The organism is Kitasatospora sp. NPDC001119 (assembly GCF_053598475.1).
Window position 1 is genome coordinate 109,527 of sequence record NZ_JBSFKI010000019.1, and the last position, 13,814, is coordinate 123,340.

A 13,814-nucleotide genomic window follows, 5' to 3' on the forward strand; every position below is an offset into this window, starting at 1 on the left:
CGCGCGGTGCCGTAGCGGCCTGCACCTTTCGATGTAGCGGGCTCCTCCGTGGACCGGAGCCGGGTCGGCCGCCGGGGGTGGTGAGATGGGAACGTGCCCCTCCCGTTCCCCGCCCTCTCCCCGCGCCGGCAGGACCAGCTGATCGCCCTCTGCGGGCTGCTCGGCGGTTCGGTGCTGATCGTCTTCAAGGTGTACGACCGGGCCGACCGGGTGCCGCTGTGGGCGGTGGTGCTGCCGCTGGTGGTGCTGGCGGGGCTGGAGCTGGTGCGCCGGACCAGGCCGGTGCTCGCGGTGTCGCTGGGCGGGCTGGCCTTCGCGGGCAGCCTGTTCGCGGGCAGCCTGCTGGCGACGCTGATCATGTACACCGACCTGCTGTACGCGGCGGTGATCTACGGGACCCCGCGGATGTCCCGGGTGCTGCACCTGAGTGGCGGGGCCACCGTGCTGGCGCTCTCCACCCTCGCGGCGATCTACGGCGGGACGTCCGGCGCGCTGCTGGTGGTGGTGGTCAGTTCGCTGGTCTTCCTGGCCCCGGTGTGGACCGGGGACGTGGTGCGCAAGCACCGGGAGGAGGCGGAGACCGAGCGGCTGCGGGCGGAACAGACCGCGCTGCTCTCGGAGATGGACCGGCGCGAGGCGATCGGCGCCGAACGGGCCCGGATGGCACGGGAGTTGCACGACGTGGTGGCCAACCACCTGTCGGCGATCGCGATCCACGCCACCGGCGCCCAGTCGGTGGCCCGGCGCCGGAGCCTGCCCGAGGACGATCCGCTGGTGGAGGTGCTGGCGGTGATCCGGGAGAACAGCGTCCAGGGATTGGCCGAAATGCGACGCATGATCGGGCTGCTCCGGGACAGCGGCGGGGGAGAGGTGGACGAGTCCTACGCGGCGCCCGACCTGGCCGCGGTGGACGCCCTGCTGGCCAAGGCCCGGGCGGCCGGCCAGGACGTCGGGCTGGACTTCGAGCTGTCCGAGTCCGGCGAGCGCGGCGACCTGCCGGTGCCGGTCGGGCTGGCCGCGTACCGGATCGTCCAGGAGTCGCTGACCAACGCGCTCAAGCACGCCGGGCCCGGACTGGTCAGCCTGCGGCTGGAGTTCGCGCCCGAGGAGCTGCGGATCGCCGTCGACAGCCCGTACCGGGGCGGGCCGGGCCGCGGGCTGCCCGGCGCCCGGGCGGGGCTGGTGGGCATGGCGGAACGGGCCGGGCTGCTCGGCGGCAGCTTCGAGGCCGGGCCGCGGGACGGGTACTGGAGGGTGCGCGCGGTGCTGCCGCGCGCCCAGGGGAACGAGGGGCGGGCATGACGATCCGGGTACTGGTGGCCGAGGACCAGGCGGCGGTGCGGGCGGCGCTGGTGATGATCCTGCGCGCCGAGCCGGGCTTCGAGGTGGTCGGGCAGGCCGCCGACGGCGAGGAGGCCGTCCGGCTGGCGCTGGAGCTGCGGCCGGACGTGGTGCTGATGGACGTGCAGATGCCCCGGCTGGACGGCGTCTCGGCGACCCGCGAGGTGGTCGCCGCCGGGGCCGGGCAGGTGCTCGTGCTGACCACCTTCGACCTGGACGAGTACGTCTACGGCGCGCTGCGGGCCGGCGCGTCCGGCTTCCTGCTCAAGGACCTGGAGGCGGACACCCTGGTCGAGGGCATCCGCACGGTGGCGCGCGGGGACGGCATGCTGGCGCCCTCGGTGACCAAGCGTCTGATCGGGGCCTTCGCCCGCCCCGAGCGGACGGTCGGACCGGAGGCCCGGGCGGCGGTGGGGGCGCTGACCGGCCGCGAGCGGGAGGTGCTGGCCTGCATCGGCTCCGGGATGTCCAACGGGGAGATCGCGGCCCGGCTGGAGATGGCGGAGGCGACCACCAAGACGCACGTCAGCCGCATCCTGGCGAAGCTGCGGCTGCGCAGCCGGGTGCAGGCGGCGATCCTGGCCCAGGACCTCGGGCTGACCATCTGATCACCCTCTTGTCGCCCTCCGGTCGCCTTCTTGGGCGACCGACCAGGTCGGTTGCAGATCACACTCCCGATTGCTATTGCACGGGGGATTTGGGCATTAGAGTCCGGCCAGAGCGATGCGGCTCCTACGGCGGGTGACCCCTGTCCTGAGCCGCCTTCAGGGCCCGCCCGCAGGGCGGCGACGGCATCGGGAGACCCAGCCATGAGCAATGCGTCCAGCAAGCAGATCGCCGTGATCGGTGCCGGCCTGATGGGCGCCGGCATCGCCCAGGTGTCCGCGCAGGCCGGCCACCCGGTGGTGCTGCGGGACGTCACCGAGGAGGCGCTCCAGCGGGGCCTGGCGGGCATCCGCGCCTCGTACGGGAAGTTCGTCGCCAAGGGCAGGCTGAGCGCCGAGGACGCCGAGGCCGCGCTGGGCCGGATCACCACCACCACCGACCTGGGCGCCGTCGCCGAGGCCGACATCGTGGTCGAGGCCGTGTTCGAGAAGCTGGAGGTCAAGGAGGGCGTCTTCCACGAGCTCGACAAGCTCGCCAAGGACGGCGCCGTGCTGGCCTCCAACACCTCCGCCATCCCGATCACCCGGATCGCCGCCGCCACGGAGCGCCCGGAGTCGGTCGTCGGCGTCCACTTCTTCTCGCCGGTCCCGATGATGAAGCTGGTCGAGCTGGTCCGCGGCTACAAGACCAGCGACGAGACGCTGGCCACCGCCCGCGCCTACGCCGAGGGCGTCGGCAAGGAGGTCGTGGTGGTCAACCGCGACGTGGCCGGCTTCGTGACCACCCGCCTGATCACCGCGCTGGTCGTCGAGGCCGCCAGCCTGTACGAGTCGGGCGTGGCCACCGCCGAGGACATCGACACCGCCTGCCGGCTCGGTTTCGGCCACGCGATGGGCCCGCTCCAGACCGCCGACCTGACCGGCGTGGACATCCTGCTGCACGCCGCCCGCAACATCTACGACGAGACCCAGGACGAGAAGTTCGCCGCGCCGGAGATCATGGCCCGCATGGTCACCGCCGGTGACCTGGGACGCAAGAGCGGCCGCGGCTTCTACCCGTACGAGGGCAAGTGAGCCGGCGGGGCTGAACGACCGGCGGGCCGTGCGATCGGAGCATCGTACGGCCCGCTCCGCCGGGCCGGGTGAGTTTCCTCACGCAGCGTGCCGCAGACGGGTGATTTGGGCGGTAATCGAGCGTAGGTGTGGGGCCGACCTGCGTATATTCCCTCGGACGGGTGAAGTTGCTTCAGATCTGGCCGGAACCAGCAACCTGCGGAGCCGGTTCACCGTCAGATGAGGGAACCCGGCATTCCGCCCGGGGCCGGGTGAGGGGCTGCGGCCCGCCCGGACGAACCCCCCGCTCCCGTACCCGGCACGGCCGGGGCGGACCCGCCCCGCACCAGGCCGTCCAGGCGAAGGAGGAGAGCATGCGCATCACCGGCGACCACACGGCGCTGGCCATCGAAGGCCGCCTCGACGTGCGCACCGCCGCCGACGCGCGGGTCCGGTTGCACCAGGCCGTGGACGGCGGCCTCGGCGACCTCGTGCTCGACCTCGCCCGGCTGGAGTTCTGGGACGCCACCGGACTCGGCGTGATCATGGGCACCCACCGGCGGGCCGGCCGGATCGGCCGCCGCCTGGTGCTGCGCTCCGTCCCGGCCCAGCTCCAGCGGCTGCTGGTGGCCACCAAGCTGCACCGCATCCTGGCCGTCGACGGCGCCGCGGGCGTCGCCGAGGCGCACGGGGTCGCGCTCTAAAGACGGTCGCTCCGCGCGCCGGACCGCACGCCCGCGTACGTCCGACCCCGCCCGCGCAACGCCCCTGGTCAGCGCCGCCGACCGGTCGTCGGCCACGGACCGCTCTGCACGGTCGGGGCCGGATGTGCAAGAGTCTGCCCGTCAGAAGACGGCCGCCGGGGCTGCCTCCAGCCCGGCCGCGGCCGCGAGCGGGACGTCAGCCGGGTGGCGCGGGGCGCCGACGGCCGAGCACGATGCGGAGCAGAACGTGTCACAGCCATCCGGTGAGTTCCGGCAGGAGGCCGTCCGCACCCGTGGCGGTGAACTGGTCTCCGGCGGCCTGCTGGTGGGCGTCGGCGCACCGGACGGCTCCGAGGCCAGGACCTGTCCCGAGGAGTGGCGTCCGCGTCCGCGCCGGACCGGACGCAGCGAGCCCGCCCGCGGTCCGGTCGGCGGCGTCGGCCGTGCGGTCGGCCCGCTCGCGCTCGGCGCCGGGCCCGCCGACCTGCCGATGCTGGACCGCGAGGTCGACGTCGTCGAACTGCTCGGCCTGCTCTCCGAGGGCCGCTCGATACGCCTGGTCGGCCAGGCCGGCTCGGGCCGCAGCGCGCTGCTGTCGGCCGTCGCCGAGGCCGCCGCCGACCTCGCCCCCGGTGGAGTGGTGCAGCTCTGCGGCCACCGCCGGACCCTTCCCGACCTGCTCCAGGACCTCTTCGCGGCCACCCACCACGCCCCCGGCTACCGCCCCGACCCCGGGCAGTTGGCCGCCCACCTCGCCGAGGTCGGCGCGATCGTGGTGATCGACTCCGCCGAGCCCGCGGGCGCCGAGCTGGAGGAGCTGCTCGCCGCCGCCCCCGGCTGCGCCTTCCTGATCTCCGCCGCTCCGGACGGCCCGCCGCTGCCGGCCGGCTCCCGGCTCCAGGACCACCTGGTGGCCGGGCTCTCCCGCTCCGCCTGCCTCGCCCTCACCGCCCGGCTGGCCGGGCGGCCGCTGGACGTCGACGAGAAGGCCTGGGCGGTGGACCTCTGGTTCGAGTCCGAGGGCCTGCCGCTGCGCTTCGTCCAGGCCGCCGCCCTGCTGCGCCAGCGGGACGTCGCGGTGGACGCGCTGGTCGCCGCCGAGGACGACCGGATGGACGTCTTCGGGGCCGTCGACGGGCCCGTCCACGACCCGGACCCGGCGATCCGGGAGGACGCGCTGCGCCGCACCGTCCCGCTGCCCTCGGTGGCGGAGACCGCCTCGCCCGCGGTCCGGCTCGCCGAGGGGCTGAGCGAGCCCGCGCAGGCCGTGCTGCGGCTCGCCGTCGCGCTCGGCGGCGAGTGCCCCACCGCGCCGCACCTGCCGGCGCTGATCGACGTCGGGCAGGGCGAGGCCGCGCTCGCCGAACTCGCCGACGCCGGACTGGCGGTGTCCATCGGCGGGCACCACCGGCTGACGGCCGGCGCGCAGGACCTGCTCGCCCCGCACTGGCCGGCCCGCGGCTGCGTCGACGGCGCCGCCCAGCACTTCGCCTGGTGGGTCGGGCACAGCTCGGTGACGCTGGAGCAGATCGCCGCCGAGGCCGAGGTGATGATCGGGGTGCTGCTCGCCGACCGCACCGCCGGGCGGCACGACGCGGTGGTCCGGCTCGCCCGTGCGGCGGCGCCCGCGCTGGCGCTGTCGCTGCGCTGGGGCGCCTGGGAGCGGGTGCTCCAGCTCGGTCTGGAGGCGGCCCGCCAGACCGGTTCGGCGGTCGACCAGGCCTGGTTCCACCACGAGGCGGGCGTGCACGCGATCTGCCTCCAGCAGCCCTCCCGGGCCATCGCCGAACTGGAGACCGCGCTCACCCTGCGGGCCGCCGCGGGCGACCAGCGCGGGGTGGCCGCCGTCGGCCGGATGCTCGACCTGCTGCGCGCCGAGGGCCGGCAGCTGCCGGCCGCCGCGCCCGCCGTGGCGGGGCCCGGCCGCGCCCCGGTGATCCGCAAGATCGCGGCCCGGGTGCCGGCCCGCCTGAAGTCCAGCCGGCGGCGGCGGGCGGCCGTGGTCTCCACGGCGGTGCTGACCCTGGGGGTGCTCGGCACGGCGGTGGCGATGAGCTTCAGCGGGCCGGACGAGGTCAAGGGGAAGGACCCGTACAGCGGCCGGATGGACGGCGGCGGCGACACCCAGGAGGCGCCGTTCCCGCAGCCCTCCGGCAGCACCGGGGCGGGGACGGCCGGTGCCGGGCCGGGCAGCCCGGCGGGGCAGGGGAGCGGCCCGCAGCCGTCCACGAGCGGCAGTGCCTCGCACGCGTCGAGCGCCTCGCCGACCAGGAGGCCGAGCTCCTCGCCGGGGGCGGGCGAGTCGCAGGCCCCGCAGCAGTCGCAGCCGCCCGCACCGGGCCAGTCGCAGCCGCCGGTCCAGCCGCCGGGTCAGTCGCCGCCGCCCCAGCAGACGGGGCAGCCCTCGCAGCCGCCGACGACGGGCCACAGCTCGTCGGCCCCGGCGTCCACCGCGAGCTCGCCGCCGCCCACGTCAGGGTCGCCGACGGCCCCGAGCGGGACGGCGAGCGCGAGCCCGCCGTGAGCGGTCAGAACAGCTTGAGCTTGTCGTCGTCGATGCCGCGCAGCTCGTCGTAGTCCAGCACCACGCAGCCGATGCCGCGGTCGGTGGCCAGCACGCGGGCCTGCGGCTTGATCTCCTGCGCGGCGAAGACGCCCTTGACCGGGGCCAGCAGCGGGTCCCGGTTGAGGAGTTCGAGGTAGCGGGTGAGCTGTTCGACGCCGTCGATCTCGCCGCGGCGCTTGATCTCGACGGCCACCGTGGAGCCGTCGGCGTCGCGGCAGAGGATGTCGACCGGGCCGATCGCCGTGGGGTACTCGCGGCGGATCAGCGACCAGCCGGCACCGAGCACCTCCATCCGGTCCGCGAGCAGCTCCTGGAGGTGTGCCTCCACGCCGTCCTTGATCAGGCCCGGGTCGACCCCGAGCTCGTGGGACGAGTCGTGCAGCACCTCCTCCAGCGTGATGATGAGCTTCTCGCCGGCCTTGTTCTCCACCGTCCAGACCCCGTCGGCCTCCTTGAGGACGCACGGCGGGGACATCCAGTTGAGCGGCTTGTAGGCGCGGTCGTCGGCGTGGATGCTGACGCTGCCGTCGGCCTTGACCAGGATCAGCCTGGTGGCGGAGGGCAGATGGGCGGAGAGCCGACCGGCATAGTCGACTGAGCAGCGGGCAATTACGAGACGCACGGTCGACCACGCTAGCCCACCGGGGCCAGTTGATGCGATTCCGCGACGGCTGGGTGAAGAAAGCGCGAACCCGGCCAACATTGAGGTCCTGCGGTCCGGCTACCGCCCGTCGAGGCCTGGCGCCCCCACCCTCGGGTCGCTACGGTGTGTGACGACACGCTCGCGGGATCGCTGTCAACGGGGATGGAGACTTCAGATGAACGATCCGACGGGATCCGGCCAATCTGGTGCACCGCACTGTGTTTCCGAAGCAATCCACAGGAATGACGGGCCCGCCGCTCCGTTGACTGCCACGCTGTTGTGAGCGCGTTCGGTGTCCGGGACGTCACGTCCCGTGGCGCCGCCGCCGTCGCGAAGGCGCCGGAAACCCCTGTCCCTCGGTGTTCCGGACGTCCCATGCGAAACCACCACCCTCACTGTGAGCTTGACCTACGCACGACCACCCGGGCGCCGCGCGGGTGGACCGCGAGAGGAGAATCCATGTCGCTCGACGTCTCACCGGCCCTGCTGGAGAAGGCCGAGCGGGGCGAGGTCGACGAGCGGGAATTCGTCGACTGCGTCCGCGTCTCGCTGCCGTACGCCTGGGACCTGATCAGCTCGCTGGTCGCCCAGGCGAAGGTCGACGGCACCGACTTCGCCGACAACCAGGTGCCACCGCCCAGCGAGCAGGCCCGTGGCCAGCTGCTGCGCGCCCTTGCCAGCGACGCCATCCGGGGCGCCCTGCAGCGCCACTTCGGGGTCCGGCTGGCGTTCCAGAACTGTCACCGGGTCGCGGTGTTCCTGCCGTCGGAGGCCAACGCGGCGCGGTACGACCGCTTCACCTCGGTCCGGGAGCAGCTGCTCAACCAGTCCGAGGAGCTGCGGGACTGCTGATCGCCTTCCCGCGGTGCCGCGGCGCCGGCCGCCCCGTTCCCCGGTGCGGGGGGAGGGGCGGCGGCCCGGGCCCGTGACCCGTACGGGGCTCAGCCCAGTTGCGGCAGCACCTCGGAGCCGAGCCGGGCGATGTTGTGCAGGGTCGCCTCCTCGTCGCCGCTGCCCTCGGCGAGCAGGGCGAAGCGCCGGATGCCGGTGCGTTCGGCGGTGGCCAGCAGCCGGTCGGCGCACTGCCGCGGGGTGCCCACCGCGTGCAGGTCGCAGAGCAGCTCGGTGTACTGGCGCGGGTCGCGCATCCTGCGCTCGCGGCCGTCCACGGTGCGGTGGGCGCCGAGCCCGTACTCGAACCAGCCGGGCATCGCGTTCAGCAGCGTGGACCGGGCCGCCGCGGCGCGGTCGTCGACCTGGGCCACCCCGGCCGCGACGTGCCGGCGGCCGATCCGGCGCAGCTGCTCCTCGGACCGCCCGGCGGCCAGCCAGGCGGACCGGTAGAGCTCCAGCATCCGCAGCTTGTCCTCGTCCCCGGAGTGCATGCCGAGCAGCATCGGCAGGCCGCGCTCGGCGGCCATCCGCACCCCGCCCGGCGAGGTGCAGGCGACCACCACGGGCGGGCCTGACACCGGGCGCCCGGAGGCGGTGAGCTCCTCGCCGAGGCCCCCGTCGTCCCGGCGCTGGCGCGGGAAGCGCACCGGGCCGGACCGCTGGCCCAGGCCGAGCCAGCTGCTCAGGCCGGGCCGCCGCACCGGCTCGGTGGCCCGCGGCACCACCGCGACCTCGGGGAAGGCGAACTGCGGGCCGTCCGCGCCCACCCGGGAGCCGCGCAGCCAGCGCAGCAGCAGGTCCAGCCGCTCCGGGAAGCCGTTCTCGAAGGCGTCCACGCCGCCGCCGAACACGTCCAGGTCGATCCACGGGCCGCCGCGGCCCACCCCGAGCGTGAACCGTCCGCCGGAGGTGAGGTGCAGCAGCGCGGCCTGCTCGCCGAGCCCCACCGGGTGGCGGGTGGAGAGCACGCTGACCGCCGTGCCGACGCCGATCCGGCGGGTGCGGCCGAGCAGCAGCCCGGCCAGCGTGGCGGCGTCCGGGCACACCCCGTACGGGACGAAGTGGTGCTCGGCCAGCCAGACGCTGTCCAGGCCCGCGCGTTCGGCCTCGACGGCGGAGTGGACGGTGCGCTCCAGCGCCTCGCCGTGGCTCTGCCCGGGGAACTGCGCGGACAGTAGGAACAGGCCGACCCGCACCGGACCGGTGGCCGGCGGCAGCGCGCCGGCCCACTGGGTGGCCGGCAGCGGCTCGCCCGCGACGGCCGTCACCGGGGGGACGGAGGTCAGCGTCGGGCCGGGGGCGGGTGACCGGACCCCGACGGGCCGGCCGCTCTCGGCTCGGGCGCTGGTCTTGCTCATCGTGGGGCCTCCTCGGGTGCGCGCAGGGTCTGCGGGCCCCGCCTTCTCCCCCTGTGGGTATCGGATGTCATGTGCCAATGGCACGCCGAACCCCGAATTTCCCCGATGATCGGGTGGATCTCGGCAAAAACGCCGAAGTGCCGGACGGAGCCGTGGTAGTGGCCGTACGGGGCCCCGGGCGGCCGTAGGCTGGAACGACCCAGAGGCCAGCAGGAGAGGGAGTCCGCCGTGTCGCCGCGCCGCAACCGGATCAAGAGCGCCGCCCCCCACGAGAGCGCAGAACCGGCCGCCCCGCTCGGCGGTTCGCTGCGCCGCACCGAGAGCTACCAGGGCGACGACTGGGTGGTCCAGACGGTCGCCGGGACGGCCGGACGGTTCTACCGCTGCCCGGGCTGCGACCAGGAGATCCCGCCGGGGACGGGCCACGTGGTGGCCTGGCCGATGCACGGCGCGGGCGTGGACGACCGGCGGCACTGGCACCGCGCCTGCTGGGGAGCGCGGGAGCGCCGGGCCTCCAACCTGCTGCGGGGCCGCGGCGCTCCGCGGTACTGACGGCCGGGCCGCCGGGACGGCTACGCGTCGCGCTTCTTGAGCACCAGCGCGCCGCCGACCAGCGCGGCCGCCGTCCAGGCGAGGCAGATCAGGAAGCCGGTCCACGGCCCGTACGGCTGGCCGTGCTGCTCGTACACCAGCAGCATCCGGGAGCCCGCGTAGTCGGGGAAGTAGTGGGCCAGGGTCTTGACCTTCGGCACCGCCGAGAGGATCGGCGAGAGCAGGAAGAAGAACGGCACCAGCACGCCGAGCGCGAGCGTCTGGTTGTGCAGCATCGTGGTGACGCCCGCCGAGAACAGGCAGAGCAGCGTCAGGTACAGCGCCGCCCCGAACACCGCCCGCAGCACGTTCGGTTCGCCGATCGTGGTGGAGTGCGCGCCGAGCAGCGCCTGGCCGGCGAAGAAGGTGGCGAAGGCCGTCACCAGCGAGACCGCGAGGGCCAGCGCGCCGAGCACCACGGCCTTGCCGGTGAGCAGGGTGCCGCGCTGCGGGACGGCGGCCAGGGTGACCCGGACCATGCCGCTGCTGTACTCGTTGCCGATCGCCAGCACCCCGAAGACGATGATCGCCAGCTCGCCGAGCATGATGCCGGAGAAGGACGTCCCGGTGGCGTCGAACGGGGACTGGTCGCCGCGGCGGAACTCGGTGAAGTTGTTGTTGGTGAGCAGGGACAGCAGCGCGCCGATGCCGACCGTGACGACGAAGGTCAGCGCGAGCGTCCAGACCGTCGAGCGGACGCTGCGGATCTTCGTCCACTCGGAGCGCAGGACCGCCGGGAAGGACGCCATCTCAGTTCTCCTCCTGCCGTGCCGTGGTGTTCTGCGGGGTGCCGTCCGCCTTCCAGCCGGCGCCCCACTCGGTGGGCGCGCCGGCCGCGTCCAGGCCCGGGCCGTCGCCCGCGTGGTACTCCACCGAGTCGGCCGTCATCTGCATGAAGGCCTCCTCCAGCGAGGCCTGCTGCGGGCTGAGCTCGTGCAGCACCACGCCCTGGCCGGCGAACAGCTCGCCGAGCCGGGCGATGTCCCCGTCGACCACCTCGTAGGAGCCGTCCGGACCGGGTTCGTGCCGCAGGCCGGCCCGGGCCAGCACGTCGAGCAGCCGCTCGGGCTCCGGGCCGCGCAGCCGTACGGCGGAGCGGGAGTTGCGCCGGATGAACTCCGGCATCGGCAGGTCGGCGAGCAGCCGGCCCCGGCCGATGACCACCAGGTGGTCGGCGGTGACGGCCATCTCGCTCATCAGGTGGGAGGAGACGAAGACCGTCCGGCCCTCGCCGGCGAGGCGCTTCATCAGGTTGCGGATCCAGAGGATGCCCTCCGGGTCCAGGCCGTTGACCGGCTCGTCGAACATGACGATCTCCGGGTCGCCGAGCAGCGCGGAGGCGATGCCCAGGCGCTGGCCCATGCCGAGCGAGAAGCCGCGGGCCCGCTTGCGGGCCACCGGGGTGAGGCCGACCAGGGCGAGCACCTCGTCGACCCGGCGCTCGGGGATGCGGTTGCTCTGGGCGAGCCAGAGCAGGTGGTCGCGGGCGGTGCGGCCGGGGTGGACGGCCTTGGCCTCCAGCAGCGCGCCGATGTACTTGAGCGGCTCGCTGAGCTGGCCGTAGCGCTTGCCGTCGATGGTGACCCGGCCGGAGGTCGGGCGGTCGAGGTCGAGGATCATGCGCATGGTGGTGGACTTGCCGGCGCCGTTGGGGCCGAGGAAGCCGGTCACCACGCCCTGGGGGACCTGGAAGCTGAGGCGGTCCACCGCGAGGGTCTTGCCGTAACGTTTTGTCAGGTCGTGCAACTCGATCATTCGCGCTCCCTCAGGTCTTTGCCAGGCTAGGACAAAGGGGGTATCGCGGCCCGCTGAGTGGGCCCGCCGGGCGTGCCGGAATAGGTTGGGAGCATGACCCAGCTCCCCTCCGCAGTGTCGGTCCGCGAGAGCGGTACCGGAACACCACTCCTGCTGCTGCACGCCTTTCCTCTGAACGCCTCGATGTGGTCGTCCCAGCTGGACGCGCTGCCCGGCCTGACCGGGGACGAAGCGCGGGTGCTCGCCCCCGACCAGCGGGGGTTCGGCGGCACCGGGCTGGGCGACGACGAGCCCTCGCTGGACCTGGTCGCGGACGACCTCGCGCTGCTGCTGGACGCCGCCGGAATCGAACGCGCGGTGGTCGCCGGGCTCTCCATGGGCGGCTACGCGGCGCTGGCCCTGGCCCGCCGCCACCCCGACCGGCTGGCCGGCCTGCTGCTCGCCAACACCCGGGCCACCGCCGACACCGACGCGGTCCGGGCCAACCGGGAGCGGATGGCCGCCGCCGTCACCGCGCGGGACAGCGTGCGGCTGCTGCTGGACGAGCGGGTCGCGGCCGGGCAGCTCGGGCCGGACTCGCAGCACCTGGTGGAGCGGGTGGAGGCGATGGTCGCCGCCGCGTCGCCGGCCTCCGTCGCCTGGGCCCAGCGGGCCATGGCGGCCCGCCCGGACTCCCTGGACGTGCTGGCCGGCCTGCCGGTGCCGGTCGCGGTCGTGGCGGGCGCCGAGGACGCCCTGGTGGCGCCGGAGGAGGCCGAGGCGATGCTGCGGGCCCGGCCGGACGCCGAGCTGACCGTCCTGCCCCGGGTGGGCCACCTGAGCGCCCTGGAGGCGCCGGAGGCCTTCGACGCCGTCGTGCGCGCCCTGCTCGCCAGGGTGGCCGCCGGATGAGCCAGGAGAGCCAGGACGCGGCGGCCTGGGACTTCTCGGCGCTGGAGGTGAGCGGCCGGATGCCGGTGACCAACCGGGGCGAGGGGCTGGTCGAGCTGACCCTGGAACCGCTCGGCGAGGACTACTGGATGCGCCCGGGGGAGACCTTCATCGTCACCTCGTACGGCGACTACGGGCCCGGGCACCCCTTCGAGGTGCAGTACTGGCCGGACTCGGTGTCGGTCTGGTGCACCTCCTGGTTCGGCACCGTCTCGGACGACGAGGGCAACCAGCTCAGCAGCGGGTACCAGCGGCCGGACGGCGCCTACCCCCGCTAGGGACCCTTCGTCAAGCCGCGCCGGAGGCGATGACGGCGCGACAAGCCGACAGGCCCTCACCCGGGCGGGTGAGGGCCTGCGGTGCGGCTCGGCCGGTGTGCGTCAGCGCGACTGCTGGGCGGGCACGCCCAGGGTGTCGTCGGTCGGCAGCGAGGCGGCGGCCACGGCCGCGCCGGTCAGCGTCGCCAGCATCTCGCGGACGTTGGTCAGCTGGGCGTTGATGCTGTCGCGGCGGTTGGTGAGCGCCGCCAGCTCGCGCTCGGATTCGCTGCGGATGCGGTCGGCCTTGGCGTTGGCGTCGGCCACGATGTCCTCGGACTGGCGCTGGGCCGTCTCGACGGTCTGGCGGGCGCGGCGCTCGGCGTCGGTGCGCAGCTTCTCGGCCTCCAGGCGCAGCTGCTCGGCCCGGTGCTCGATCTCGGCCAGGCGCTTCTCGGCCTTGGCCTGACGGGCGGCCAGGTCGCGCTCGGACTGCTCGCGGCGCTTGGCCAGGTTGGTCTCGAACTCCAGCGCGGCCTGGGCGGCCTTGGTGCGGGTGTCCTCGAAGAGGGCGTCCGCCTCCTCGCGCTTGTTCTGGGCGTCCTTGTTGGCCTCGGCGCGCAGCTGGGCGGCGTCGCTCTTGGACTTGTCGACGATCCGCAGCCCCTCGTCCTCCGCCTTGGCCTTGCGGTCCTTGGCGTAGTTCTCGGCCTCGGTGCGGACCTGCTGGGCGGCGGCCTCGGCGAGCTCGCGGTGCTGCTCGGCGGCGCGGTGCGCCTCGTCGCGCAGGTCCTTGGCCTCCTCCTCGGCGAGTCGCAGGATCTTCTCGACCCGGGCGCCGAGACCGGCGTAGGAGGGCTCCGCCTCGGTGACCGCCGCCTGGGCGGACTGGGTCTCGAGGTGAAGCTCCTCGATGCGCTTCTCCAGCGCGCTGATCCGGGTCAGGGCACTGTCACGGTCGGCCACCAGCTTGGTGATCCGCTCGTCGACCTGGGCGCGCTCGTACCCACGGCGCACCAGGTCGAAGCCGTGAGGGGAGTGACTGTCGCTCATGGGGTTCTGGGCTTCCTGTCGTCAAACCGCTGAGGTGGTTGAGGGAATCCTGACACGGTACCGG

General features: G+C 74.2%; 14 protein-coding genes. 9 read left to right on the forward strand and 5 right to left on the reverse strand.

From position 1 onward, the window contains the following. The first annotated feature begins 93 nt into the window (after positions 1-93). The 5 genes from ACWDD9_RS23860 (at position 94) to ACWDD9_RS23880 (ending at position 6,227) form a co-directional block, all read left to right on the forward strand. A complete protein-coding gene (locus tag ACWDD9_RS23860; RefSeq protein WP_049651799.1) occupies positions 94-1,302 on the forward strand; it encodes a sensor histidine kinase in 1,209 nt (402 codons plus the stop codon). After that, entirely contained in the window at positions 1,299-1,949 is a 651-nt protein-coding gene (locus tag ACWDD9_RS23865; RefSeq protein WP_074001453.1) for a response regulator, read from the forward strand. Before ACWDD9_RS23860 ends, ACWDD9_RS23865 begins: the two co-directional genes overlap by 4 nt. 201 nt (positions 1,950-2,150) lie before the next feature. Next, a complete protein-coding gene (locus ACWDD9_RS23870; protein ID WP_449812603.1) occupies positions 2,151-3,020 on the forward strand; it encodes a 3-hydroxyacyl-CoA dehydrogenase family protein in 870 nt (289 codons plus the stop codon). Positions 3,021-3,373: 353 nt separating this feature from the next. Continuing rightward, positions 3,374-3,703: an STAS domain-containing protein gene (locus tag ACWDD9_RS23875; RefSeq protein WP_049651796.1), complete on the forward strand. Its 330-nt coding sequence runs from the start codon at positions 3,374-3,376 to the stop codon at positions 3,701-3,703. A 247-nt stretch (positions 3,704-3,950) separates the two neighbouring features. Beyond that, positions 3,951-6,227 carry an ATP-binding protein gene (locus ACWDD9_RS23880; RefSeq protein WP_449812604.1) on the forward strand — a complete coding sequence of 759 codons (2,277 nt, stop codon included), beginning with the start codon at positions 3,951-3,953 and terminating at the stop codon, positions 6,225-6,227. A 4-nt stretch (positions 6,228-6,231) separates the two neighbouring features. On the opposite strand, the gene nucS is transcribed toward ACWDD9_RS23880, so the two are convergent. Beyond that, positions 6,232-6,891 (reverse strand): endonuclease NucS, encoded by a 660-nt coding sequence (gene nucS, locus ACWDD9_RS23885; RefSeq protein WP_049655746.1) that lies wholly within the window; start codon positions 6,889-6,891, stop codon positions 6,232-6,234. Positions 6,892-7,371: 480 nt separating this feature from the next. Here nucS and ACWDD9_RS23890 point away from each other — a divergent pair, with 480 nt between their 5' ends. Continuing rightward, positions 7,372-7,764: an SCO5389 family protein gene (locus ACWDD9_RS23890; protein WP_030282024.1), complete on the forward strand. Its 393-nt coding sequence runs from the start codon at positions 7,372-7,374 to the stop codon at positions 7,762-7,764. Positions 7,765-7,853: 89 nt separating this feature from the next. On the opposite strand, the gene ACWDD9_RS23895 is transcribed toward ACWDD9_RS23890, so the two are convergent. Further along, complete coding sequence (locus ACWDD9_RS23895; RefSeq protein WP_449812626.1) at positions 7,854-9,002, reverse strand: LLM class flavin-dependent oxidoreductase; 1,149 nt, start codon at positions 9,000-9,002, stop codon at positions 7,854-7,856. A gap of 390 nt (positions 9,003-9,392) precedes the next feature. Between ACWDD9_RS23895 and ACWDD9_RS23900 the strand changes: the two genes are divergently transcribed. Beyond that, positions 9,393-9,716, forward strand: a complete 324-nt coding sequence (locus ACWDD9_RS23900; protein WP_049655743.1) for a hypothetical protein — start codon at positions 9,393-9,395, stop codon at positions 9,714-9,716. 20 nt (positions 9,717-9,736) lie between these two features. On the opposite strand, the gene ACWDD9_RS23905 is transcribed toward ACWDD9_RS23900, so the two are convergent. After that, entirely contained in the window at positions 9,737-10,504 is a 768-nt protein-coding gene (locus tag ACWDD9_RS23905) for an ABC transporter permease subunit (protein ID WP_049655741.1), read from the reverse strand. A gap of 1 nt (position 10,505) precedes the next feature. After that, positions 10,506-11,510 carry an ABC transporter ATP-binding protein gene (locus ACWDD9_RS23910; protein WP_387822042.1) on the reverse strand — a complete coding sequence of 335 codons (1,005 nt, stop codon included), beginning with the start codon at positions 11,508-11,510 and terminating at the stop codon, positions 10,506-10,508. A 93-nt stretch (positions 11,511-11,603) separates the two neighbouring features. Here ACWDD9_RS23910 and ACWDD9_RS23915 point away from each other — a divergent pair, with 93 nt between their 5' ends. Together ACWDD9_RS23915 and ACWDD9_RS23920 are read left to right on the forward strand one after the other, a co-directional pair. Continuing rightward, a complete protein-coding gene (locus tag ACWDD9_RS23915) occupies positions 11,604-12,401 on the forward strand; it encodes an alpha/beta fold hydrolase (protein ID WP_117489550.1) in 798 nt (265 codons plus the stop codon). Beyond that, positions 12,398-12,718: a hypothetical protein gene (locus ACWDD9_RS23920; RefSeq protein WP_049655736.1), complete on the forward strand. Its 321-nt coding sequence runs from the start codon at positions 12,398-12,400 to the stop codon at positions 12,716-12,718. The genes ACWDD9_RS23915 and ACWDD9_RS23920 overlap by 4 nt, the downstream gene beginning before the upstream one ends. Positions 12,719-12,820: 102 nt before the next feature. On the opposite strand, the gene ACWDD9_RS23925 is transcribed toward ACWDD9_RS23920, so the two are convergent. Further along, positions 12,821-13,750 (reverse strand): coiled-coil domain-containing protein, encoded by a 930-nt coding sequence (locus ACWDD9_RS23925; protein WP_049655735.1) that lies wholly within the window; start codon positions 13,748-13,750, stop codon positions 12,821-12,823. Positions 13,751-13,814: the final 64 nt, after the last annotated feature.

What these genes read in the sequence shown, in the direction of transcription:
- ACWDD9_RS23915 (WP_117489550.1), top strand. Translation starts at nt 11,604, where the DNA reads ATGACCCAGCTCCCCTCCGCAGTGTCGGTCCGCGAGAGCGGTACCGGA.
- ACWDD9_RS23890 (WP_030282024.1), top strand. Translation starts at nt 7,372, where the DNA reads ATGTCGCTCGACGTCTCACCGGCCCTGCTGGAGAAGGCCGAGCGGGGC.
- ACWDD9_RS23870 (WP_449812603.1), top strand. Translation starts at nt 2,151, where the DNA reads ATGAGCAATGCGTCCAGCAAGCAGATCGCCGTGATCGGTGCCGGCCTG.
- ACWDD9_RS23875 (WP_049651796.1), top strand. Translation starts at nt 3,374, where the DNA reads ATGCGCATCACCGGCGACCACACGGCGCTGGCCATCGAAGGCCGCCTC.
- ACWDD9_RS23905 (WP_049655741.1), bottom strand. Translation starts at nt 10,504, where the DNA reads ATGGCGTCCTTCCCGGCGGTCCTGCGCTCCGAGTGGACGAAGATCCGC.
- ACWDD9_RS23865 (WP_074001453.1), top strand. Translation starts at nt 1,299, where the DNA reads ATGACGATCCGGGTACTGGTGGCCGAGGACCAGGCGGCGGTGCGGGCG.
- ACWDD9_RS23925 (WP_049655735.1), bottom strand. Translation starts at nt 13,750, where the DNA reads ATGAGCGACAGTCACTCCCCTCACGGCTTCGACCTGGTGCGCCGTGGG.
- ACWDD9_RS23910 (WP_387822042.1), bottom strand. Translation starts at nt 11,510, where the DNA reads ATGATCGAGTTGCACGACCTGACAAAACGTTACGGCAAGACCCTCGCG.
- ACWDD9_RS23920 (WP_049655736.1), top strand. Translation starts at nt 12,398, where the DNA reads ATGAGCCAGGAGAGCCAGGACGCGGCGGCCTGGGACTTCTCGGCGCTG.